Genomic DNA, 23,483 nt, shown 5'->3' on the forward strand with positions numbered 1-23,483 from the left:
ATTAATTGTATCATTGATAATCTGTTCATTTGGCAAAACAACTCTTTAAAGAATCATTGCCAAAAATTTCACTGGTTGGCCATCAAGTGCCTTCATTCCGTGAGGACGGTTTGAGTCGAAGTAGATACTGTCGCCTTCATTCAGAATCAGTTCTTTACCATCAATGTCAATCAACATTCGTCCTGAAAGAACCAGATTAAACTCCTGTCCGTCGTGTGAATTGAATGTCATAGGGAAATCTTCGGATTTCGGTTCTACCGTAACAATAAACGGGTCAGCTTTTCTCTCTTTGAAACCGGAAGCAAGCGACTGGTATTTGTATGCTTTGGTGCGTTCAATTGAAACGCCTTTCCCTGCCCGGGTAAGAAAATAAGAACTCATCTTTGGTTCCTCACCAAACATCAGCGCATCCAGCGCGACACCGCACTTACGGGCAACCTTTTGAAGCATACTGACAGAGATATCTGCTTCGCCACTTTCTACCAATGTGTACTCTTCAGCGGAAATACCACAGATATTGGCCATTTCCTCTATTGTAAGCTCTAGCACTTCACGCAAACCGCGCAAACGTTCTGCAATTTGTTTTATCTGTTCATCCATAATTTTATATAACGGTTATTATCTGCTTGCTTTCATTGCCCGGATAATGGCCGAGCTGAAGCCAGCGTGTTCTAGTTCATTAAGTCCTTTAATTGTAATGCCGCCCGGGGTTGTAACCTTGTCAATCTCCAGTGCCGGATGAGTGTCATTCTGCAAAAGCAGTTCGGCTGCCCCCTTCACCGACTGAGCCACCATCCTTTGAGCATCCTTAGGATAGATTCCCATCTCTACGCCAGCTTCAACCGCAGCATGAATATACTTCAGTACGTATGCAATGCCACAAGAGGTAAGTGATGTTGCAGCACTCATTTGTGATTCGTTAATCAGCATGGCCAGTCCCATTTCCGAAAAAATATCCAGAATTAACTGTTCCTGTTCCTGAGAGGCATTGTATGAAGCAATAAGTGTGGTGCTTTCGAGCAGTGAAATGGCAGTATTGGGAATCACCCGGAAAATTGTTGCAGATGGGTCAATGATCGTACCGTAATCGGCAAACGAAACACCGGCAACAACCGTTACCAGAACCTGCTTCTTCACATCCATCTGAATCTCTTCCAGAACCTGTTTAACCAGCCAAGGCTTTACCGCCAGAATAATCAGATTTGCATCCTTTACAGCTTCCCGATTGGAATTGGTAACATGGATACTGGCATTAAAGTCTCTCAACACATCCAATTTGCCATTAGTTGGATTGGATACTGTAATATTCTCCGCTTTTACTTTGGTTCCCTGTACTAATCCGAGGGCAATGGCCCCACCCATGTTTCCTGCACCTAATATTGCTATTTTCATACTCTCTGGTTTTATTTGAAAAGGATAAGTTTCGCAAACTTACATAAAAATCTTAAATAATGTAAGTCACTTACAAAAAGAAATCCCTGTTTCATCTGAAATGATTGAAACAGGGATTTCTTATAGGGGTTTAATTACAAAACGTTCTTTAGCCGCAGTATAAATTCATCCGCTTCGGCTATACTCAGGCTGAGCGGTGGAAGAAGACGGATGACATTGGTCCCACTCACTCCGGTAAACACTTTCTGTTCGAACAACAGTTTGCTGCGTATCTCCTTAATAGGTTCGGCAAACTCAAGTCCAATCATCAGCCCTTCACCGCGCACCTCCTTAATCTGCGGAAATTTCTTCAGTTCCTCCATCAGGTGAGTTCCCACATTTGTGGCATTTTCCATCAGTTTCTCGTTCTGAATTACATCAAGAACAGCAAGTGCAGCTGCACAGGAAAGATGATTTCCACCGAATGTAGTACCAAGCATGCCGTAAACCGGTGTAAACATGGGGCTAATTAGCACACCTCCCATTGGGAATCCATTGCCAATACCTTTAGCAACCGTAATAATATCGGGACGGATGCCGGAGTATTGATGCGCAAAGAATTTACCGCTTCGTCCGTAGCCGGATTGAATTTCATCAAGAATCAGTATGGTTCCGGTCTCGGTACACACCTTACGCAGTTCCTGCATAAAAGTATTATCAGGTACTTTGATTCCTCCAATGCCCTGAATACCTTCAATGATTACCGCACATACATCGCCTTTATTAAGTTCTGCACACACAGCATTCAAATCATTCAGTTCCAGGAAGGTCACATCTATTCCTTCATTAATGGGTGCTACGATTTTGGGATTATCAGTTATTCGTACCGCAGCCGAAGTACGGCCGTGAAAACTCTTTAAGAAAGAGATAACCCGTTTCTTTCCTGTATGGAAAGAGGCAAGTTTTAGTGCATTTTCATTTGCTTCCGCTCCAGAGTTAATTAGGAACAGGGAATAATCCTCGTATCCTGACACCTCTCCCATGCGTTCGGCAAGCTTTTCCTGTAGCTTATTAATCACAGAGTTTGAGTAGAATCCCAATTCTGCAACCTGCTTCTGGATCATTTCCACGTAATGGGGATGGCAATGTCCAATCGATATGACTGCATGTCCGCCATATAGGTCAAGATATTCATTCTCTTTATCGTCCCACACCCTACATCCTTTTCCTTTTACGATATTGATATCGAATAAAGGGTATACATCAAATAGTTTCATTTCTTTTATTGGTTGTATCAGAAGGCACTTGATTTCAGTTTCAAGCCGACACTCTCTTCAAGCCCAAACATCAGATTCATGTTATGAACCGCCTGTCCCGAAGCACCTTTTAATAAATTATCAATACATGAAATAATAAGCAACTTATCTCCATGTTTTTCCAGATGAAGCAAACACTTATTAGTATTAACCACCTGCTTTAAATCGATATTTTTGTCGACAATATGTACAAACGAATCATTCTTATAGTATTCTTCGTACATACTTCTTGCCTCTTCTAGGGCAATGGTTGTCTTAACGACAAGAGTTGCAAAAATTCCTCGTGGGAAATCTCCACGATAAGGAAGGAAATCAATCTCTGCATCAAAACTGTTCTGCAGTTGCTTGAGCGACTGTTTTATCTCGGGCACATGCTGATGAGAGAATGGCTTATAAATAGAAATATTGTTATTACGCCAGCTGAAATGCGAGGTTGCTCCCGGCTTTACGCCTGCCCCGGTAGAGCCAGTTATGGCATTTACGGAAATTTCTCCTTTCAACAACAGATTCTTTGCCAGTGGCAATAGACCTAACTGAATGCAGGTTGCAAAACAGCCGGGGTTAGCCACGTGTTTGCTTTGACAAATCTGCCGACGATTAAGCTCAGGAAGTCCGTAAATAAAATCGTGCTCATCGGAAGCGATCCGATAATCCATGGAAAGGTCGATAATCTTTAGATTTTCGGGTAATGTATGACTTTCCATAAACTTTTTGGTGTCTCCATGAGCGGTGCAGAAATAGAGCAAATCAATCTGGTCAAGCGGCAGTTCGTCAGTAAAAACCATTTCAGTTTCACCATAAAGACCTTCGTGAATGTCAGCAATCTTATTTCCGGCATTACTGCTGCTATTAATAAACACTATTTCAACATCCGGATGGTTTATTAGCAGGCGAATCAGTTCGCCTGCCGTATATCCCGCTCCGCCTATTATTCCTACTTTAATCATAACTTGCGAACTGGTATTTGGTTATTTTCCGTTTTTCTTTTGGTTTGCGTAATATACTCTCAATGGGTTAGAAAGAATTTTGGTGAATCCTTTTGCATCTTCCGCAGTCCATCCCTTGTTCACTTCACCATATTCACCGAAATCTGTTTTAACCAAGTCAAAAGCAGATTCCACACCAACCAGTGTATAGCTGTATGGACGAAGAATGATGCTTACTGTTCCGTTTACATTACGCTGGCTGCTTTGAAGCATTGCCTCGCAATCGCGCATTACCGGTTCCAGGTATTGTGCTTCGTGAAGGAACATACCGTACCAGGTACCTATCTGGTCTTTCCAGTACTGTTGCCATTTGCTGAGTGTATGTTTTTCGAGCATCTTATGCGCGTTGATAATCAGGATAGGAGCTGCTGCTTCAAAACCTACACGACCTTTGATGCCGATGATGGTATCGCCAATGTGCATATCACGACCGATGCCGTATTTTGAACCGATAGCTTCCACTTTGTTGATAGCAGCCACCTTATCCTCGAACACTTCGCCGTTCACTGCATGCAACTGCCCTTCCACAAATTCCAGTTTCAGAACTTCTGTTCCGGTCGCAGTAATCTGAGAAGGGTAAGCTTCTTCAGGAAGTGTTTGTTCAGAATGAAGAGTCTCTTTTCCGCCGATAGATGTTCCCCAGAGGCCTTTGTTGATAGAATATTCCATCTTCTTAAAGTCAGCTTCGAAGCCATGTTTCTTCAAGTATTCAATCTCGTATTCACGGGTCAAAATCATGTCGCGCGTCGGAGTCAGAATCTTTATTTCAGGGGCAAGCACATCGAATGTCAGGTCAAAACGAATCTGGTCGTTGCCGGCACCCGTACTTCCATGTGCCACATAGTCTGCCTTAATTTCTTTTGCATAGTTAATGATGGCTATAGCCTGGAAGATGCGTTCCGAGCTTACAGAAATGGGGTATGTACCGTTTCGCAGCACATTGCCAAACACCATATATTTGATGCTCTTTTCGTAGTATTCCTGAGTCACATCAAGGGCTACATGCTTCACGGCACCCAGCTTGTATGCTTTTTCCTCGATAACTTTCAGTTCTTCGGGGCTGAATCCGCCGGTATTGGCCACAGCAGTATATACTTCATACCCTTTTTCCTCTGACAAATACTTGGCGCAAAAGGAGGTGTCCAAACCACCACTAAACGCTAAAACCACTTTTTCTTTCATTTCTATTTAATATTTTTTATAATCTTACTTATTTTCTGTACTCTCTGTACTCTCTTTTTCTGATTCTTTGTTGTGCGTGTCTTCCGGATGTTTAGCCGGATCGTAAAGCATGGCAGTACAAAGGCATTTTGTTCCACCGGTTCTTTGAAGGATATCGTAGTTCACACAGCTTTGGCAACCTTTCCAGAAAGCCTCATCTGTTGTCAGTTCAGAGAAAGTAACAGGCACATATCCAAGTTCAGAGTTGATTTTCATCACTGCAAGACCGGTTGTTAAACCAAATATTTTCGCATTCGGGAAACGTTCGCGAGAGAGTTCAAACGCACGTCGTTTAATTCTCTTGGCCAACCCGTGGCCACGGAATTTGTCTACAACGATAAGCCCTGAGTTAGCCACAAATTCTTTGTTGCTCCAAGTTTCGATGTAACAAAATCCGGCAAATTCGCCATCGCAAAGAGCTATGATTGCTTTCCCTTCAATCATTTTCTGCTTTACGTATTCAGGAGAGCGCTTGGCAATACCTGTTCCACGTATCTTTGCAGCAACCTCTATCGTATTTAAAATAATGTCAACGTATGGAATGTGATTCTCGTTGGCGACAAGAATTTCAATATTACTTTCCATTTTTTACTTTCTGTTTTATGTACTAAAAATATTATTTATTAATGTTCGGGATAATCAATGACAGTGACTGCTTTATATCGTTACGTGAATAACCATCTCTGAATACTAGCAAAATTGTATCGTCTCCGGCAATGGTGCCAATAACATCCGAGAACTCCCGATTATCAATATCGTATGCCAAGCTACTGGCATAACCGGGACGTGTTTTAATTACAGCCATATTTCCAGAAAAATCAATCGATTTAAATCCGTTTTGCATTAGCATTTCACTAACACTTTGAACATCGATTGTTCTTTTATACATGGTATCATTGGGTAATACATACACATAATTACCATTTGTAGTGGCGGCCTTTGCCACCTTCATCTGTTTCAAATCGCGTGACAATGTGGCCTGAGTAAGCTCATAGCCTTCTTTTGCCAACTCTTGGAGTAATTCCTCCTGGCTTCCAATCTCCATGCTAGAGATAATCATTTTGATGGAATCTAATCGTTTACTTTTATTCGTCGTCATGTATAATTATTCTTATTTCAATGCAAAAGTATGCATAATTTTGGAGATAAAATGCATAAAACACAATTATTTCTTAAATTTTATACAATACTAAAAATTATAAAAATGCGCAATCTGCACTAAATCATGTATTTATATTCCGAATGAAACAGCATTTTTCTATTTAAGAGAGCAACAAATATCAGTTTTTTAAGATTTTACAAAGAGACTTCTGGGCATAATTTATTCAATAAATCCTATAAAAGTCATTGTTCAGCAGAGATGATTCGCAATTCAATATACACCATAGCAGATATTCAAATAATCCGCATAAACAATCATTGATGCATAAATCCTCTCCTGATATATATCGAATTCCTACTCCGATACATATCAAACTAGGAAATCAAAATCAACTCATTTGTTTATGCCAGTAATAATCGAATTATTGTCTAGTACGCTCTTTCAGGAGCCACACTGCCAAAAGGAATAAGAAGATTGCAGCCACAAGACTAAACCACACCGGAACAATAAAACCGTTGACTACAACGTCCAAGGCAAAAAGGAAGCGAAGTAATTGAACTGTAGCCATTAGCAAAAGTACAATACCAATTACAAATGATGCGGGTTTTTTCATAATTTATCCTCCTATACAATAAATCGGATATTGAGAAATAAATGCATTACTGATTAATAACAAAATATCAGAAACATAAGTTCGGAGCCGAACGCTCCTGTACGGATGGGAAAGTAATGCATATTTATTCGAATACTATTTATGCATATATATATTATAAAAGGGTTTATAAGAAAAAGGCTTTCACAAATAGAAGTACATAAATATGTAAATATCTCCTATTTGAGACAGCCTAATATTCTGTTTATAATACTTCTCGTTTAAAGCAATTTTTTCAGTATAGACTGAATGACCTTTTCCATTGCATCGTATCCAGCCAAATTGGGATGCACTTCATCCTTTTGATAAATAGGATTGAGCCCCTCCTTATCGTCCACCATTACAGAATAGTAATCAGCATATGGAATCTTATTCGCTTTTGCATACTCTTTTATCTTACTGTTTAGTTCGGTGATAGGCCTTACCGATTCTATTTCTGGCCTCCATGGATAATGACTAGCTGGTAGAACGGAACACAGCACCACCTTAATTTTATTGCATCTGGCCAGTTCAACCATTGAAACGATGTTCTCAAATATATGTTCAACTGTTATATATCCATTGTTCATGGCAATATCATTAGTTCCGGCAAGGATGACCACTACTTTGGGTTTTAGATTAATGACGTCTGCACGGAAGCGTACCAACATCTGGGAGGTTACCTGTCCGCTGATTCCACGCCCCACATAATTATTCCCCTTAAAAAACTCAGGATGCATACTTGCCCATCCTTCAGTTATAGAATTTCCCATGAACACAACATCAACAGGCTGTTTCACACTTAGATTGGCCTGAGCGTATTTGCTGAAGTTAGCCCAATCCTTGTTGTTTTGTCCATTTGCTACTAAGGTACCAACAAACAGACAAAAAAATACAATGGTAATTTTAAACTGTAGTGTTTTCATAGATTCTATTTTTAGGGTATTTAAATTTATAGTATCATCAAAAAAAGGGCCATTAACTTATATCTAAATATCAGATCTCTAACCAACTAATTTCTTCAATTTTCAATATCATTATAGAAACAACAGTTTTATGTTTGTAATCAATATGATAATATCATCGGAAATGTAATTTCTGAAAATAAAAAGTTTGTTTACTTGAAAAAGAATCATGCAAATGTAATCGGTTTTTTGTGATTTTAGAAATTAAACAAAAAAAAAGAGCCTTTACAGTTATCTGTGAAGGCTCTTTTGGTGTATTAAAGCAAGTCGTATTGTTTTTCAACGATTGCTCTTATTTTCTAAACATTAGAATATTATTTTAGAAATAGAGGCGGCTCCCTCAGTGAGAAGAATGCGTAAATCGCTTGCTACCGTTTTTTTGAATTTATAGGTAACTGTTTTATCTCCAGCATCTACATTACCTCTATAGACTGTAAGGAACTGTCCTCCACCACTTGAAAGCTGTATTTCAAAAGATGTCGGCTTCTTTATTTCATTCCAGATGATAGTTACATTATCAGGCTTGGTACCATCAGCAAGTGAGATAGTAAGATAGTCTCCTTTTTTACCCTGCCATGTAGAGGTTAAAGATGCTCCAGGAACAGGACTCACATTGCCGGTTTTACCTAAACGTTCTTTTTCTGTGTAAGACATCACGGTAAGAGTATCTTTTAATTTAATATCCTCTGATGATGCCCCTATCATTATTCGAAAATCGCCCGGTTCTAACACCCATTTATTATCAGCGTTGAGAAGTTCGAGGTCACGAGGATGTATTATAAATTCCACCTCCTTGCTCTCGCCCGGGTTTAAATGAACACGTTCAAAGCCACATAAATTCTTTTCGTATGTTGTAACGGAACTCACCAAGTCACGGGTATAAAGTTGTACAACCTCATCACCAACACGAGTTCCGGCGTTTTTTACACGACAGTGGATTGTTGTCTCCTGATTAGGTGTAATTACTTTAGGTGAAATAGACAAATCCGAATATTCAAATGTGGTATAACTCAATCCATATCCAAAAGGATACAACGGACCGTTTACTCGGCTCATGGTTCCTTTCATTCCCGGAGTAGTTCCACCATCGACCTGAGAGTAAGGTTTTGCAGGAAAATTAAATGGAATCTGACCTACAGTTTTTGGGAATGTAACGGTTAACTTTCCTCCGGGGTTATAATCTCCAAACAAGACATCCGCAATTGCCTTACCTCCCTGTGAGCCTGGATACCATGCTTCCAGAATTGCCGGCACAAACTTCTCGGCCCAGTTCACAGAAAGCGGGCGTCCATTTATTAATACCAATACAACAGGTTTTCCTGTTGCTTGCAATGCTTGCAACAGAACTAGCTGGCGTCCAGGAAGTTCGAGGCTTGAACGCGACTTATTCTCTCCGCAAGTACGGCTATTTCCACCCAACACGGCTACTGTTACATCACTATTCCGGGCATTTTCCACCGCTTTATCAATCTCTGTCTGTTCTTCAGCCGTCAGTGGATAACTGATTATCTCAGATTCCGGCCAGTTGGCATCTACCATATCGCATCCTTTGGTATAAAGAACTTCAGCTTTATCAGTTACTTTCTCCTTGATTCCTTTCAAAACAGTTGTAACTTCTACTGCTAGTGGACCGTAATGAGTAAGAGCGTATGCAGAATCATTTGCATTGGGCCCGCAAACAGCAATGCGTTTGATGTTGTTTTTATCCAACGGAAGCAGCAGATTCGCGTTCTTAAGTAATACTAAACACTCACGTGAAGCTTGCAAAGCAACTTCTTGGTTTTTAAGGCTGTTTACTTCATCATCTGCTGCTTTTAAATTCATTTGGTAAGGAGTGTCAAATAGTCCAACCAAGAATTTTACACGAAGCACATCGCGCACTCTGTCATCTATAGTCTTCGTGGAGATTGCCCCTTCTGCTATAAGCTCGCGTAAAGGTAGCACAAACGAGTCGGGTGAACGGAATGTGCATCGCACATTCAAACCAGCAGCAACAGATTGAAGAACAGCCTCTTTCATATTACTTGCCGTGCCGTGTTTAGAGAAAAGATACTCTACCGCATCACTATCAGACACTACATATCCACGGAATCCCATCTCCTGGCGCAAGCGGGTCATTAACCAATAATAACTGCTTTGGATAGGAAACCCGTCGTAATCGTTATAGGAACTCATGACTCCTAAAAGGCCGGCTTCTTTAATAACTCTCTTCCATGGATAAACATGAATGTTTTCCACTTCGCGGGGCGACATCTGCGGATCGACTCTGGAAAGGCCTTCACGCGCACCTTTATTATTACTGTAAGCAATGAAATGCTTACCTGTAGCAGCCACTTGATGATTGTGCTGAACACCTTTCACCATTGATATTCCAAGTTCAGCAACCAGATAAGGGCTTTCGCCGTAAACCTCCTCGTATCGTCCCCAACGCTGGTCACGTCCTACATCTAGTATCGGAGCATATACATTTGTGTATCCAAGTAATCGAGCCTCGTGACCGGTTATAAATCCAACCTTTCTTATCAGCTCGCGGTTCCAGGTATGCCCCAGTCCTAGTTGAGTAGGAAAGTTAGTTGCTTTAAAGCTTTCCACTCCCCGAATACCTTCGTTGGTAAAATCAACCGGAATACCTAACCGAGTCTCCTCTATAAAAAAGCGTTGAACTTCGTTCAGCGCCCATGCATGGCGTGATGCCGGCCAAACGTTTGGATTATCAGATGGTGGAAGTCCCCATTGCTGAAACCCGTTTAAATGTTCGTCAATGGCACCGACCCCATCTTTCCAAAGTTTATTTTTCCATTCGGAAGTTGGCAAATCATCTGGCAACACACGTTTATATCCGTAAAGAGTAACCATTTGGCATGTTTTCTCTTCTACAGTCATTTGTTTAAGCAGATCCTCAATCCGGTCATCTAAAGGTGCAGTTGGATCCTCATATATATCTTTCTTTCCGTTTTTATTGAAATCAATCCAGCCTTTCTTGTAAATGGCTTTATTCTGTAATTTATAGACTTTTTGGTCTTTACTAAATGGAGGAGGAGTATTACCGGCAGTTCCATTGACTGCACAAAACAGAAGACCCAGAATAATTGTATTCTTCATTTTCCAATCCGTTTTTTAGTTTGTTGTTTTGTTAATCTTGTATTATTTAATCTCTAAATCTTTTTTTCTTTTAAGTGCTTCAAGGAAATAATAGTCTGCATAATTGAGGGGAACATCAATCTCGCTATTATGTGGAATACTGCCTACCGAATGCATTAACAGAAAGTTACCATTTGTACCAAGTTCCGCACGGTATGCAGGAGTTCCCAATGAAATCATGATTCTATCCGCATACGATTTGTAGGAAGAAGCATCTGGTACATTAAAAGTACTGATCATATACAACGCTGATGCAATACAAGCAGCAGAAGATGCATCCCGCGGTTCATTCGGAATATTCGGCGCATCCATATCCCAGAAAGGAATCAAGTCTTTGGGCATGCAAGGATGATTTTTCATAAAGGCAAAAGTCTTCAACGCCTGCTCTAAATAGGCCCGGTTTCCTGTTTCGCGATAACAAACTGCAAATCCATAGATTGCCCAGGCCTGCCCGCGTGACCATGCTGATGAATCCGAAAATCCCTGAGCGGTTTGACGGTGTCTCACTGAACCATCTTTCAGATTGTAATCAACTACATGATAACAACTTCCATCCGGTCTGAAATGTTCTGCCATTGTTCTGTTTGCATGGCTTACAGCTATCTTATAAAAAGTAGAATCTCCAGATAATTTGCTTGCTTCAAATAAAAGCTCCAGGTTCATCATGTTATCAATGATAACCGGACACTCCCATCCTCGTTCAGCTTGCCAGCCTTTCTCCACATTCCAGGATTGAATAACTCCGGGAGCTTTTCTAAAACGGGTAGACAATGATTTTGCAGCCTCAACAATTACGTTTTTATACTCTTGAGCATTTGTCACTTTATAACCATTACCGAAGCTACAACCTATTATAAAGCCTACATCATGATGCCATGTAAGATTTTTAGCTTTCTCAATGGCGTTAGTATATTTTTCAGCCAGAGTTAGATACGATTGATCACCTGTTAGCTGATACAAATACCAAACAGATCCCGGAAAAAACCCGCTTCTCCAGTCGGCATAGCTACCATAGTAAACAGTTTTATTCTCATTTAGAGTTATCGGATTCAGGCACTTTCCACTTTTTTCAATAACTGCAATCTCTTTATTAATCTGTTTTTGGGAAAATTCTATATTATCTTTTAAAAATGATTTCGACGCCGGAGGTCTGGTTGCACAAGAGGAGAAGATCACTGCACCTGTAATGCCCAATAATTCTATTAATTTCATTTTCATTGTTTTACAATTTCATATTTATAGGTTCCTTTTATTTTAAGATTCTTTGCTATAAGAGAAATCCGGAAAATTTCTTGTCCCCATACATTTGAAAGACGAGAGTCATCTAGTTTAATAGTCTCAATAGATGGTGTAAATACTTTCTTATCGTAGAGGAGAGCAACCTTCTGTCCTTGCACCTCTACTAAAATCTTACCTGAAACAGAAATATCAACCTTACCCCAGGTCAGGAAGTTTATACGACTATTCTGTTTGGCGTTTTTTAATGCAAAAGTATCAGTGATTTTTAATTTCTCTTTGTCCAACGTATAAGAGCGCACCCAACTCTTTGCATCAGCTTCCTGCGGATAGGCATTAGCAATATCAGCAGAGAAAGTTCGTGTTTTGGAATTGAACAACACATCAGTAGCCTTATATTTTGATCCAAATTTTTGAGGGACACCATTTATCATGGGTAAGTTGTGATAATTACTTTGCATGGCCCAGATACTATAGCGTTCACTACTAAAAGTCTGCCGGGTATAAGTACCCACACCGGCATCTATAAACATAGGAATCGTATTCAAGTAAAGAGAAAAGGTCCCTACATCGTTGTGATTATGGCTTTCATTATTGTATCCACCCTTAGCAGCAAAGAATAATCCACTTTTATTATTCATATAACAGAACTGAGTTTCGGGATACCATGTGTAAGGAGCGTTAGTATGACTTGGAGTCTCTTTTAACAGTTCTTTATGATACAAAATCGTTTGCAATCCTCTGAAGATATCTCTTCCAAAAGATATATCTGATTCCAGACCTTTTTTCGAGTCAGTGAGGCTATTCAGATAGGCGGCAAAATGCATCATTTCTTCACTGCCAACAGCTTTTCCATAACGAAATATTGTTGATGCGAGTCCTCCACCTTTTGCTGATGCATCAGCGAAATTAACTACCCATCCGTTTCCAACATAAGACCTGGAAATGTATTCTCCCATGTTTTTAATCATGGGTTCTTTAAAGATTGAAACTTTGCCACCTGTTCCGTCATAGAGCATTTGCAAATAGTCAAACAATTTACCCGCGGCATGTCCCCAATAAGAAGGTCCTTCTTCGCAAGCTCCGTCAGAATTTGTATAATTTAAAAATTTATCAACCGAAATAATTGTTCTGAAAACCGCTTTTGCTAGTTTTTCACGGTCATTCTCCAACAAGAAATAACATTGCAATACATTAAAATTGCACCAGGGGTTCCAGTTATTTATCATATCCCCCTGTTTCCAATTAAAAGCCATCCACCAGAATCGATCTTCGTTCATGTAGGTGTCCAAAATCCGTTTTTGAAGTTCAGAGTGTAAACGCTCTGAAATAATTGGATTAACCTTATCAAATTCTTTATTGAAAAAATAATATGTCCAGGAAAGCAAAGAACCTAAATCTCCGGAAGTTAGTTCTATAATATGTTCTTTATTACTGGGAAGAGATCTTCCGGAACGCTGTGCTCCTAGGTGTGCAGACAAAGCCCAAGAAGTCATTTCGCAGCTATGAAAAACGCCGTTAATGATCTGATCAATAAAACGTCCTTTTCCTTCTGCCAACTCGGCCATTACTAAGGTAGCAATCGCTTTATTATTGTCATCAAACGGATTCTCCATAATATTACGTGATCCGCTACGTTCATATTCGATATAATCTGTTGCTTTTATCACTTTCCACTGATAATTGAGTTTTTTTTCACCCTGCTTGATGTACAATTCTTTATAGTCACCTAAGAACTTATCCCAACCCGCACGATCTTCATAAGTAGGATATGGAACCCATTTCTGATTCATTATAAGAACCTTTTCCAAAGATTTTAAATCCGTATGTTTTTGTAACAGATTTTTCTCTGTATACGCCTGTGCCTGTATTAAAAAGCCAAAAAGCATCAAGAACGATACAACTAACCGATTGTTTTTCATGAACATTATTTCTATAAATTATATGTAAAAAACAAAACTCACAAACTCTCTAATATCAGAGTTCTTTTGAAATTTAAGCATGAAAACGGATTATATTCCATTTTCATGCTTAAAATTATTAATGAATAAATGATTAATCCCAGCTTGGATTTTGTATCAATGCGCTATTTGTTTCAATTTCTACAGCAGGGATAGGCCATAACATGTCCCTATCGGCAAATTGACGTGTAAACAGACGTGTTCCGGTAAAACCGAACTCATCATGATTAAGCATTTGCTTACTTAAACCCCATCTGCGCAAATCACTGAAACGAAGGCCTTCTCCGGCAAATTCCACTGCACGTTCTTGTACAATACGTTTAAAGACTTCTTCCTTTGTATTAGCTTGCAACCAAGAAGGACCACTGTTCAATTTTGGCATATTTGTAGAAGGACGTTGACGCACTTCATTAATATACTTTACTGCATCAGTCTGATTTCCTAATTCATTATAACATTCAGCCAACATTAATAATACATCTGCATAACGTATTAAAGGGAAGTTAATCGGAGTATGAGCCCGGTCATTAATTCCTCCGTCCATATTATACTCAGCTACAAATTTTCTGAAAAAATAAGTATCCCATCCTTTATTATTCCGAATAAAGCCATTCTTTTCGTTAACACCTTTTGCTACAACAAATTCGCAATCTTTTGGAGCATTAGCAACCCATCCTTTATACATGGTATAAGGAAGAATTATTGTCTGAGCCATGCGTGGGTCTCTATTTTCGTACATGCTCAGCAATAAGCTTTTGCTTGCAGGGTAAGTTGCCACGCTTTTAGTGTCGCCTGTTAATGTTGCCCGGAAAGTCTTATCTTTTACCGTTGCACTTTCATTAAAACCTGGTACTATATCATTCCAGTTAAAAGGTTTTCCATCTTTGGTTTCATACATATCTGCCAAAGTTGTTGATGCCATTACATTATTCCAGCAACTTCCAAAAGAGCTGCGGCTACCCATATAGAAATCCATCGGCATACCATAATCCATACCAACACCACCGGAGTTTTGAATTGCAAAAATCATTTCAGAACTTTGATCACCCACAGGTTTAAATAAATTAGCATAATTAGGATATAATGAATAACCATACCCCTTTCCAGAAGGGTCTAAAACGACTTCTTCAAAATCCTTCACCGCATCTGTATAGTTTTTATTGAATAAATGCACTTTCCCTCTTAGTGAATAAGCGGCACCTTTAGTTGCACGTCCATAATCTGAATCGGCCCATTTTACTGGTAATCCGGCAATGGCAGCTTCAAGATCTTTTAAAATGAAAGTTCGTGTTTCATCGGCAGAACTTCTTGGCGACAATAAATTATTGAAATCCTTGTCCAATACTACCGTTTCATCATATAATGGCACTCCGCCGAAAAAATCCAATAAATTAAAGTAATATAAAGCACGCATGAATTTTGCTTCCGCAATATATTGAGTTTTTAGTTCATCACTCATGCTTACTTTTGGGATATTCTGAATAACAGCATTAGCTCTCATTACCCCATCATAAAGAGTTTGCCACTTAGTTGACACTAAGCCTGTTCTCGAAGTTGTTGTTCCCAAAACAAAGGTTGGATAAGACGGGTCATCATAACCGACTGCTATATCAGTCATACAATCAAGTCCGAAATATGTGCCATAAGCACCACTATTTTTCATTACGTTGTATACCCCCATCATTCCTTCTTTGGCCTGAAGTTCTGTTTTCCAGAAAGTTCCTGAACTAACTACATCATAAGGATATTTATTTAAGTCGTAACAACCACTCAACAAACACAAAGATGTGAGTGATAGCAATAAAGTTTTATATTTGTTCATGACATTATTATTAGAAAGTTATGTTAATACCTACTGAAGCCTGTTTCATTGTAGGATAATTCGTACCACTCACTTCTGGATCCATGCCTTTGTAGCTTGAGAACGTAAAGAAGTTCTCTAAACTACCATAAAAACGAACCTTTTCAATATTTAATTTAGCGATTAGTTCTTTAGGCAAAGAGTATCCCAATTGAATATTCTTAATCTTGAAGAAGGACTTGTTTTGCATCCAGAAATCACTAACCTGTGTATTTCGAGTATTGCTTGAATCTAATAAGCGAGGATATGTTGCGTCTGTACGACCTTGATACCATCTACCGTCTGCAATCTCCTTATTGATTAAATATCCCCAACGAACTGTCGGAGTATAATAACCATCCAGCCAATACATCTTTATTCCGGTTACACCTTGTAACATTACAGAAAAATCAATTCCTTTATACTTTGCACCTAAATTTAAACCATAAGCAAATTTCGGATTTGGTCCATTTCCTACGACTTTACGGTCGTCATCATTGATTAATCCATCGCCATTCAAATCTTTGTATAATAAATCACCTAACTGAGGGCGTCCATAAGCAAACGGATTCTTTTTGTTCCCTGTTGCCGGGTCGATTGGTGCATTATCCACAATACTCTGAACAAGAGCTAAATCATCATCCGTTTGTACTATACGATCTACAATACGTACATATTGGGCTTTGATAGGCAATCCTTCTTTGATCAATCCATTGCCAGAAATAGTATATTGATCTCCCTTATATTTTGTAACTTCATTTTTTAACCAAGTAATGTTTCCATTCGCAAAGTAAGAGAAATCGCCTATTTTATCCTGCCATCCTAATGATAATTCCACCCCTTGGTTTACAACTATTGCACTGTTTTGTTTTGGTATTGAAGCGTTACCTCGTACCAATGGTGCAGGAAGGTCAATCAGAATGCCATCCGTTTTCTTATAGAAATAATCAACTGTACCTGTAAGTTTATTATTATAAGCACCAAAATCCAAACCAATATCTGCAATATTGGTAGATTCCCAAGTTAAATTCGCGTTTGCAATCGCCGTTTGAGAAAGTCCTGTTGCTAAAGCATTGTTTAATATATAGTTTGTTGTAGCATATACAGAAAGCGCATCATAATTACCTACAGCATTATTTCCCAGTGAACCATAAGATGCACGAAGTTTAAGATTACTCAACCAGTTTGAAGCAAATTTTTCCATGAATGGTTCCTGATCTATTCTCCATGCAGCAGATACAGATGGGAAATATCCCCAACGCTGATTAGATAAGAAGCGCGAAGAACCGTCTCTTCTGATATTTAACTCAAGCAAATACCGACTTTCCCAACCAAGATTTACTCTACCGAAATAAGACTGCATAGCCCATTCTGTTTTGTTCCCACTTGCAGAAGCGTCTCCTACAGCTCCATCAAGAACGCCAAGACCCATATCAATCAGATCTAGTTTTTTTGCCTGAAACCATTCATTTCTATATTGTTCCTGGCTAGCTCCAAGCATTACATTTAAATCAAGTTTGTTGATTTTAGTCTCATACTTCGCTACAGCATCCATGAAATTACGTTGTTGCTTTGAATTATAATTTGTGAGGTAAGATCTACTTGTTCCAGACAATGTTACCTGATTAGTGATAAAATTCCAGCAATCTATAAATACTGGTTTTGTCTGTTGTTGTTGATCTGTTAGTTCATAAGTATAAGAGCCTGTTACAGAAAGTCCCTTTACAGGAGCAATTGTTCCGAAGAATCGCGCTTTCAGATTTCTATTTGTGTACTGTCCATCAATATTGTTTAACCTGCGCAAAGGATTATTATTTGCAGCCTGAGAATCATCTTCTTCATTATTCATACCACCATATCGTCCATCGGGAGATCTGAAAGACATACCTGGGGTTGTTGCGGCAGCATATGTAAAGACATCATCAATTGCATTTGTGCCAGGTTCCGTTTCAGCATAATATCCGCTAAGATTGGTCCCTAATTTTAACCATTTCTTGACCTCCCCTTCAACGTTAGAACGAAAGTTTATTTTGTTAAATCCGGAATTTTCCATCACGCCGGGATTATTCATATATCCCACTGCAGTATAAAAACGCACTTTATCAGTACCTCCGCTTATTGATAGATTATGATTTGTTGCAACAGAAGTTTTAAACACCCCTTTAACCCAATCGGTATTAGGATATAAAAGCTGATCGCCATTTTCATTCGCTCTCCAAAGATCTATTTTCCCTTGAGAAAATATGGCTGGAAGATTGGAATTTAGCTTTCCTTCATTAACCAATTCCATGTAATCAGCGTAATTACTAACAGTCTCAATTGTTTTGCCAATAGACTCGAATGATAGGTATCCATTGTAATCCAACTTAACAGCTCCGGCTTTCCCTTGTTTTGTGGTAATAAGCAAAACTCCATTAGCTGCACGTGACCCATATATTGCAGCAGAAGCTGCATCTTTCAAAACAGATAAATTTTCAATGTCCTGTGGATTCACATTACTTATATTTCCTTCTACACCATCAATAATTACCAAAGGAGCAGAATTGTTTAAAGTTCCTTGGCCACGGATCAGAATAGAAGCATTATCATTCCCCGGCCTATTACTGCTAGAACTAACTTGTACACCAGCCGCAACACCGGCTAAACCACTTGAAAGATTTGTAATTGGACGGCTATCAACTAAGTCACTCATATTTACAGAGGAAACAGAACCTGTCAAATTCACTTTCTTTTGTGAGCCATAAGCCACCACAACAACTTCATCAAGAGTTTGTGCCTTTTCTTTTAACTGAATTGTATAAGAGGTTTGATCTCCTATTTTCAATTCAAAATTCAAGTAACCAACACATGTAACTTCTAATAATGCTCCATTTGGAACATTTAATGAAAATTTTCCATCAATATCAGTTATCGTAGCATTAGTTGTCCCTTTTTGCACAACATTTGCTCCAATAACAGTTTCTCCCTTTGTATCTGTTATTACACCTGTAATTCTTTTTTGTTGATTAACAGATGCAACAGCATTTGTTGATGTTCCTAATCCATTGGCAGTTTCTGCGTATATTCCACCGATGCCGATAAATAAAAGAGAAGCTCCAACCAATATCCTTTTAGTAAGGACAAAATAATCAGTTTGTATCTTTAGCATAGCAATAGTTATAAGTTAAAATTTAAAATAGGCATTAAATAATTAATATCAAAGACTTTGTCTTTGATTGGATGCAGGTAGAAGTTAATTTAGGTTTTCATAAGTATTTTTTTAACATTAATGAGAATGGATTTTATGTTTTTTTTTCTCGGTTGCCATCCTCTCAATATGATGCATATTTTCTAGATTATTAACATTTCAACATGTTCAGCGAATATTAGCACTTATTACTATAATCCAGCTCTCTTTTTTTAATGCATGTTCATATGTATAGTGTTTGATTCTCGATTAATATGTTAGTGTGTGCAAATATAGATCGAAAGATTGTTATCCGCAATAGGTGTGTGCGCACACATTTTATGAATTAAGACAGTATAATATTGAATATTAAATACTTAAATACTTTTTAAAAGCTGTAAAAAAAGCAATATGTGTTTTTAAACATAAAAATAATCACGTTTGCGAAAACGTAATTATAAATAATGAATGCTTATGATTTCATCATATTGGTGATAAATAGTTAATGGAAGAATGTGAATATAGCTACCCCAGATTTTCTTAGGTATAATAGTCTTTCAATTTATGTATCTTAAACAAATAATTGATTCTAATTATTAAAATAGAAAAGGTTCGCGGTATTTGTCAGCTTCCCTTTTTTCGGGGGGAGGTCATGTCCAAATAATGAGTATTTGATCAAAAAAATAGTAGCGTATTACACTTAGATGATTGATGAAGAATGATCTATAAATATTTCGATAATATATTAGTTTCTAATATATTTATATACTAAAAAAATATAACATAACGAGGATATAAATAAAATATAACGATAGATTTCTAATTTCATGTGGCAGATTTTCAGAAGTTGTCATTGTAGCTTTTGACGAGAAAATTAACAAAAAAGCGACAACTGAAATTTTTCAATTATCGCTTTGTCGGAGTGAGGCGACTCGAACGCCCGACCCCTACGTCCCGAACGTAGTACGCTACCAACTGCGCTACACTCCGTTTTTTTACGAGTGCAAAAGTAATCCATTTTTTTTAAATAACGAAGAATTTTCAGAAAAAATTCACAAGTCCTTGCAGATTCAAAAATTATATCTATCTTTGCATCCGCAATCACAAAGGTGCCATAGCTCAGTTGGTAGAGCAAAGGACTGAAAATCCTTGTGTCCCCGGTTCGATTCCTGGTGGCACCACCCCTGCAGAAGCGCTTAAACCTAATGGTTTAGGCGCTTTTTATTTTCTATTTCACAATTGAATTCAATCATTGAGATTTCAGGCCAATTTGTTGCTAAACTAAATCATCTATGCCAAGGGAACTAATAACATCATCAGATTCTACAGCCTGGAAATTAAAATCTGATCCCATAATTTGTTGATTGTCTCTCGGTTTTTTATTTCACTTATAGCATAGAATCTGAAGGACAAAGATAACTATTATTCTTTTATGTCATATCTGGGACCTATATATGCAGGAATAAGGTATGTTTCGATCCCTTATTTATTCCGAATATTCTTGTCTTTATCCATCATTTTTACTGGGGAACCGGTATCCGTGTTATAGATAACTGGAAGAACTGCAATCTTGATAGATTGCTTCTTTAATAATCCTATTTTAATTAAAGAGAGAGTTGACTCTCAAAACCTGTGGTTGGATATATTAAAATATATATTTTGGTTTCAGACTTGAATTCTTTCATAACCTATTAAATTGCAAAATTGCAGGAATCACTCTTACAAATTAAATATTTAACAGAGGTGGGAAAAAACATTGAATGATTTTCTGCTCTGCTGCATGGCTCATAAAAGCTACTTTATTTTGTCAGACATTAATCTATTCCTGATAAAAGAATATATTGATAAATTGTTTTAATATGTTGGGTATGAAAAAATAATTTTTAATTATCAATCGTAGTTTTAATAATTACAATGCAAGCAGCCGGTCTGAATTTTAAAAAAAGCCTATAAATTATATATGAGATGAATGAATTATAGGGTCTAATTTTATTAGAACATAATAAAGAAAGTAGTGTATAGTAATGCTATTGTAAACAAGTGGTGTAAATTATTTATAGAATTTGTTTTGAAGAACTGAGTGTTGTTGATATGTTTGATGAAATTTTAAAATTTATGCCTTTCAAATAGTATCAGTGAGAGAAATCGCAAAAGCTTTGATAAATGTATTGTGGTGTAAATACTTAAGTAATAAATGATTAAATAGACTGTATTCTTTCTCTTAACAGAAGGAAACGATTGCACAAAAGAATAGTTAAATCTATAGTTGATGTTTGGATTGAATTATTTTTTCTCCATATATTTGCGTCATCTGATTATTAATTCTTAACCTGAATGAAAACAAAGAAAGTCTCACAGATTGATGTCTTTTCCGGTGCCCCTTGGGAAGTGGAAATGATTAAGAACCTATTGCACGCAGCAAATGTAAACGCTAAGGTGGTTGATGACATGGAAATGAAAATCTCAGTTCCTTGCGAATGCTATACAACTGCTATGCAAGTTATCGGTAGCCGTATCTAACCGGACACAAAAAACTACTGGAACGATAATTTCTTCGCCATAATTATTATATTTGTATGCAGTGTATATAAATATGATAATTATGGGCGAGAAGGATAAAATCTCATTGATTGAAGTGTTTTTTGGAACCCCTTGGGAAGCTGAATTAATAAAAGGATTGTTAGAGAGTGCCGGTATTGATGTTGCCTTAAAAAATTATGGTTTGGTGAATTTTGTTCCAACTCAATCTACAGATTTTGGAGCAGGGGGTGGTATCAGTGTCCTTGTCTTCAAAGACGATTATGAAATCGCCCGTCAGCTCATTGAGAGTCGCGAAAATCTCAAATAGATTTATTATACTTTCTTTTTATCCCCTTTTCTTTTATTCTGTTTAATTTTTCCAAACACATTCTGCTTCAGATTTGTTATATCTACAATGATACTACTAACACTTTAAAGACTGATACTATGGAAGAAGAGGACAAGACCATTCTTGTGGAAGTATTTACAGGTACTCCCTGGGAGGCTGAATTAATAAAAGGTTTGCTGGAAAGTGCAGGAATTGAAGCTGCTTTGAAAGATGACAACCTTGGAAGTATGGCTCCGGCAATGACTGTTAACCTGGGACCAGGAGGTGTGTCTGTGCTAGTGTCTCCCGAAAACTATGAGCTAGCTGTACAGCTGGTAGAAAAGAGGGAAGAGAAGGGATGAAAAAATATTGCACCACAAATTAAGCTTCTGTTAAGTAATCCTATAAACAGGAAACTTGCAACAGCTTGATTTGTGGTGATATTGTTTATGCTTGTTATTTAAGTGTTTGAAGGTATGTTTCAAGGCGGTTCATCCCTTCCTTGATGTTCTCAAGTGAATTAGCGTACGAAAAACGGATATAGCCTTCTCCCGCGGTCCCGAAGTCAACTCCAGGAGTAACTCCTACATGGGCGTTTTCAAGTATCTCGAATGCAAATTTGTATGAGTCTTTGGTAAATTTACGTGCATCCGCGAAAATATAGAAAGCTCCTTTTGGTTCTACTTCAATCTTAAAGCCCATCTCTTTCAGACGCGAGATCATATATAACCTTCGTTCATTATAAATCTCTTTCATTTTTCTTACATCCTCTTCTGCTTCGGTGAGCGCAGCAATGCCTGCATGCTGTGAGATGCTTGGTGCACAGATAAAGAGATTTTGTTGCAGCTTTTGTAGTGAGCGAATGCACTCCTTTGGGGCGATCATGTATCCCAAACGTAGCCCTGTCATTGCAAATCGCTTTGAAAAGCCATTAAGCACAATAGCGTTGTCTGTAAATTCAAGAATACTTCTGGCGCGTCCTTCATACACCAATCCATGATAGATCTCATCCGAAATAACAGGTACTCCCAATGACGCGACCTCTTTCAGAAAGTCTTCTTCCACCAGCGTACCTGTAGGGTTCATTGGTGAATTTATGATGACGGCTCGTGTAAGTGGCGTGATGCACTTCTTTATATCTTCAATATCGTATTGAAAACCGTTTGCAGCACGTAACGGAACTAATACCGGATTGGCGTGTGCTGCCAAGGTGAAGTTGCGGTAGCAGGCATAACCTGGATTAGACATAATCACCTCGCTTTCGGGTTTGCATAAAAGCATTAATGCAAGGAGGATAGCAGGTGAGGAACCTGAGGTAACTATTATGCACTCAGGATCGACGGTTACACCATATTCTTTCTGGTAGAAACGAGAAATTTCATTTCTGAGTTCAGGGTCGCCCAATGAATGGGTGTAATGGGTCTTATGCTTGTCTAAAGCACTCTTGACAGCCTTAGCCACGCATTCGGGCATGTCAAAGTCGGGTTCGCCAACTTCCAGATGGATAATGGATATTCCCTGTTTTTGCATTTCGTTTGCTTTTTCTAGCACGTCCATGACAATAAACGAGGTCATCTGTTCCACTTGTGGGTTTGTTGTTCTCATCGTCTTTTGTTTGGCTGCAAAAGTACAAAAAAATACCCGATCCTGCTTAATAGCTCGTTGACTTTTCTTATATCTAAGAACTGATATTTAAGAA

At 38.2% G+C, this 23,483-nt stretch carries 18 protein-coding genes and 2 tRNA genes; 4 read left to right on the top strand and 16 right to left on the bottom strand.

The window, feature by feature from the left end:
• Positions 1–45: 45 nt before the first annotated feature.
• From ABWU87_RS13210 to ABWU87_RS13280, 15 genes are all read right to left on the bottom strand, one after another.
• Positions 46–600 carry a helix-turn-helix domain-containing protein gene (locus ABWU87_RS13210; protein WP_353331463.1) on the bottom strand — a complete coding sequence of 185 codons (555 nt, stop codon included), beginning with the start codon at positions 598–600 and terminating at the stop codon, positions 46–48.
• A gap of 18 nt (positions 601–618) precedes the next feature.
• The gene (gene proC, locus ABWU87_RS13215) at positions 619–1,392 is read right to left on the bottom strand and encodes a pyrroline-5-carboxylate reductase (protein ID WP_353331465.1); all 774 of its coding nucleotides are present in this window, start codon (positions 1,390–1,392) and stop codon (positions 619–621) included.
• A 134-nt stretch (positions 1,393–1,526) separates the two neighbouring features.
• Entirely contained in the window at positions 1,527–2,648 is a 1,122-nt protein-coding gene (locus tag ABWU87_RS13220; RefSeq protein WP_353331467.1) for an aspartate aminotransferase family protein, read from the bottom strand.
• 17 nt (positions 2,649–2,665) lie between these two features.
• Positions 2,666–3,634 (bottom strand): N-acetyl-gamma-glutamyl-phosphate reductase, encoded by a 969-nt coding sequence (gene argC, locus ABWU87_RS13225; RefSeq protein WP_353331469.1) that lies wholly within the window; start codon positions 3,632–3,634, stop codon positions 2,666–2,668.
• A gap of 21 nt (positions 3,635–3,655) precedes the next feature.
• The gene (locus tag ABWU87_RS13230; RefSeq protein ID WP_353331471.1) at positions 3,656–4,855 is read right to left on the bottom strand and encodes an argininosuccinate synthase; all 1,200 of its coding nucleotides are present in this window, start codon (positions 4,853–4,855) and stop codon (positions 3,656–3,658) included.
• Positions 4,856–4,879: 24 nt separating this feature from the next.
• Entirely contained in the window at positions 4,880–5,479 is a 600-nt protein-coding gene (locus tag ABWU87_RS13235; RefSeq protein ID WP_353331473.1) for a GNAT family N-acetyltransferase, read from the bottom strand.
• 31 nt (positions 5,480–5,510) lie between these two features.
• Positions 5,511–5,993 (bottom strand): arginine repressor, encoded by a 483-nt coding sequence (gene argR / locus ABWU87_RS13240; protein WP_353331476.1) that lies wholly within the window; start codon positions 5,991–5,993, stop codon positions 5,511–5,513.
• 424 nt (positions 5,994–6,417) lie between these two features.
• A complete protein-coding gene (locus ABWU87_RS13245; protein WP_353331478.1) occupies positions 6,418–6,609 on the bottom strand; it encodes a hypothetical protein in 192 nt (63 codons plus the stop codon).
• Positions 6,610–6,869: 260 nt separating this feature from the next.
• On the bottom strand, positions 6,870–7,553 hold the full coding sequence (locus ABWU87_RS13250; RefSeq protein ID WP_353331480.1) for an SGNH/GDSL hydrolase family protein: 684 nt from the start codon (positions 7,551–7,553) through the stop codon (positions 6,870–6,872).
• Between the two features lie 345 nt (positions 7,554–7,898).
• Positions 7,899–10,694: a glycoside hydrolase family 3 N-terminal domain-containing protein gene (locus tag ABWU87_RS13255; RefSeq protein WP_353331482.1), complete on the bottom strand. Its 2,796-nt coding sequence runs from the start codon at positions 10,692–10,694 to the stop codon at positions 7,899–7,901.
• 42 nt (positions 10,695–10,736) lie between these two features.
• The gene (locus ABWU87_RS13260) at positions 10,737–11,945 is read right to left on the bottom strand and encodes a glycoside hydrolase family 88 protein (protein WP_353331484.1); all 1,209 of its coding nucleotides are present in this window, start codon (positions 11,943–11,945) and stop codon (positions 10,737–10,739) included.
• A 2-nt stretch (positions 11,946–11,947) separates the two neighbouring features.
• Positions 11,948–13,891, bottom strand: coding sequence for a heparinase II/III domain-containing protein (locus tag ABWU87_RS13265; protein ID WP_434533885.1), 1,944 nt, complete (start codon positions 13,889–13,891; stop codon positions 11,948–11,950).
• A gap of 133 nt (positions 13,892–14,024) precedes the next feature.
• Positions 14,025–15,752: a RagB/SusD family nutrient uptake outer membrane protein gene (locus tag ABWU87_RS13270; protein WP_353331486.1), complete on the bottom strand. Its 1,728-nt coding sequence runs from the start codon at positions 15,750–15,752 to the stop codon at positions 14,025–14,027.
• Between the two features lie 10 nt (positions 15,753–15,762).
• The gene (locus tag ABWU87_RS13275) at positions 15,763–18,918 is read right to left on the bottom strand and encodes a SusC/RagA family TonB-linked outer membrane protein (protein ID WP_353331488.1); all 3,156 of its coding nucleotides are present in this window, start codon (positions 18,916–18,918) and stop codon (positions 15,763–15,765) included.
• A gap of 935 nt (positions 18,919–19,853) precedes the next feature.
• Positions 19,854–19,926 (bottom strand) — tRNA-Pro (locus ABWU87_RS13280).
• Positions 19,927–20,044: 118 nt separating this feature from the next.
• On the opposite strand from ABWU87_RS13280, the gene ABWU87_RS13285 reads away from it, so the two are divergent.
• The 4 genes from ABWU87_RS13285 (at position 20,045) to ABWU87_RS13300 (ending at position 22,146) form a co-directional block, all read left to right on the top strand.
• Positions 20,045–20,117, top strand: a tRNA-Phe gene (locus ABWU87_RS13285).
• A gap of 1,153 nt (positions 20,118–21,270) precedes the next feature.
• Positions 21,271–21,456, top strand: coding sequence for a DUF2007-related protein (locus tag ABWU87_RS13290; protein WP_353331490.1), 186 nt, complete (start codon positions 21,271–21,273; stop codon positions 21,454–21,456).
• A gap of 82 nt (positions 21,457–21,538) precedes the next feature.
• Positions 21,539–21,784 (top strand): DUF2007-related protein, encoded by a 246-nt coding sequence (locus ABWU87_RS13295; protein ID WP_353331492.1) that lies wholly within the window; start codon positions 21,539–21,541, stop codon positions 21,782–21,784.
• Between the two features lie 119 nt (positions 21,785–21,903).
• On the top strand, positions 21,904–22,146 hold the full coding sequence (locus ABWU87_RS13300; RefSeq protein ID WP_353331494.1) for a DUF2007-related protein: 243 nt from the start codon (positions 21,904–21,906) through the stop codon (positions 22,144–22,146).
• A 94-nt stretch (positions 22,147–22,240) separates the two neighbouring features.
• Here the strand turns inward: ABWU87_RS13300 and ABWU87_RS13305 are convergent, their stop codons facing one another.
• Entirely contained in the window at positions 22,241–23,389 is a 1,149-nt protein-coding gene (locus ABWU87_RS13305) for a pyridoxal phosphate-dependent aminotransferase (protein WP_353331496.1), read from the bottom strand.
• Positions 23,390–23,483 lie beyond the last annotated feature (94 nt).

This window comes from Bacteroides sedimenti, from assembly GCF_040365225.1.
Taxonomy (GTDB): Bacteria; Bacteroidota; Bacteroidia; order Bacteroidales; family Bacteroidaceae; genus Bacteroides; species Bacteroides sedimenti.

Bases quoted from the DNA above. Each gene is read 5' to 3' on its own strand.
- ABWU87_RS13245 (WP_353331478.1), bottom strand. From the start codon at position 6,609: ATGAAAAAACCCGCATCATTTGTAATTGGTATTGTACTTTTGCTAATG.
- ABWU87_RS13260 (WP_353331484.1), bottom strand. From the start codon at position 11,945: ATGAAATTAATAGAATTATTGGGCATTACAGGTGCAGTGATCTTCTCC.
- argR (WP_353331476.1), bottom strand. From the start codon at position 5,993: ATGACGACGAATAAAAGTAAACGATTAGATTCCATCAAAATGATTATC.
- proC (WP_353331465.1), bottom strand. From the start codon at position 1,392: ATGAAAATAGCAATATTAGGTGCAGGAAACATGGGTGGGGCCATTGCC.
- ABWU87_RS13305 (WP_353331496.1), bottom strand. From the start codon at position 23,389: ATGAGAACAACAAACCCACAAGTGGAACAGATGACCTCGTTTATTGTC.
- ABWU87_RS13230 (WP_353331471.1), bottom strand. From the start codon at position 4,855: ATGAAAGAAAAAGTGGTTTTAGCGTTTAGTGGTGGTTTGGACACCTCC.
- ABWU87_RS13275 (WP_353331488.1), bottom strand. From the start codon at position 18,918: ATGCTAAAGATACAAACTGATTATTTTGTCCTTACTAAAAGGATATTG.
- ABWU87_RS13220 (WP_353331467.1), bottom strand. From the start codon at position 2,648: ATGAAACTATTTGATGTATACCCTTTATTCGATATCAATATCGTAAAA.
- ABWU87_RS13295 (WP_353331492.1), top strand. From the start codon at position 21,539: ATGGGCGAGAAGGATAAAATCTCATTGATTGAAGTGTTTTTTGGAACC.
- ABWU87_RS13265 (WP_434533885.1), bottom strand. From the start codon at position 13,891: ATGAAAAACAATCGGTTAGTTGTATCGTTCTTGATGCTTTTTGGCTTT.
- ABWU87_RS13250 (WP_353331480.1), bottom strand. From the start codon at position 7,553: ATGAAAACACTACAGTTTAAAATTACCATTGTATTTTTTTGTCTGTTT.
- ABWU87_RS13255 (WP_353331482.1), bottom strand. From the start codon at position 10,694: ATGAAGAATACAATTATTCTGGGTCTTCTGTTTTGTGCAGTCAATGGA.
- ABWU87_RS13235 (WP_353331473.1), bottom strand. From the start codon at position 5,479: ATGGAAAGTAATATTGAAATTCTTGTCGCCAACGAGAATCACATTCCA.
- ABWU87_RS13290 (WP_353331490.1), top strand. From the start codon at position 21,271: ATGAAAACAAAGAAAGTCTCACAGATTGATGTCTTTTCCGGTGCCCCT.
- ABWU87_RS13270 (WP_353331486.1), bottom strand. From the start codon at position 15,752: ATGAACAAATATAAAACTTTATTGCTATCACTCACATCTTTGTGTTTG.
- argC (WP_353331469.1), bottom strand. From the start codon at position 3,634: ATGATTAAAGTAGGAATAATAGGCGGAGCGGGATATACGGCAGGCGAA.
- ABWU87_RS13300 (WP_353331494.1), top strand. From the start codon at position 21,904: ATGGAAGAAGAGGACAAGACCATTCTTGTGGAAGTATTTACAGGTACT.
- ABWU87_RS13210 (WP_353331463.1), bottom strand. From the start codon at position 600: ATGGATGAACAGATAAAACAAATTGCAGAACGTTTGCGCGGTTTGCGT.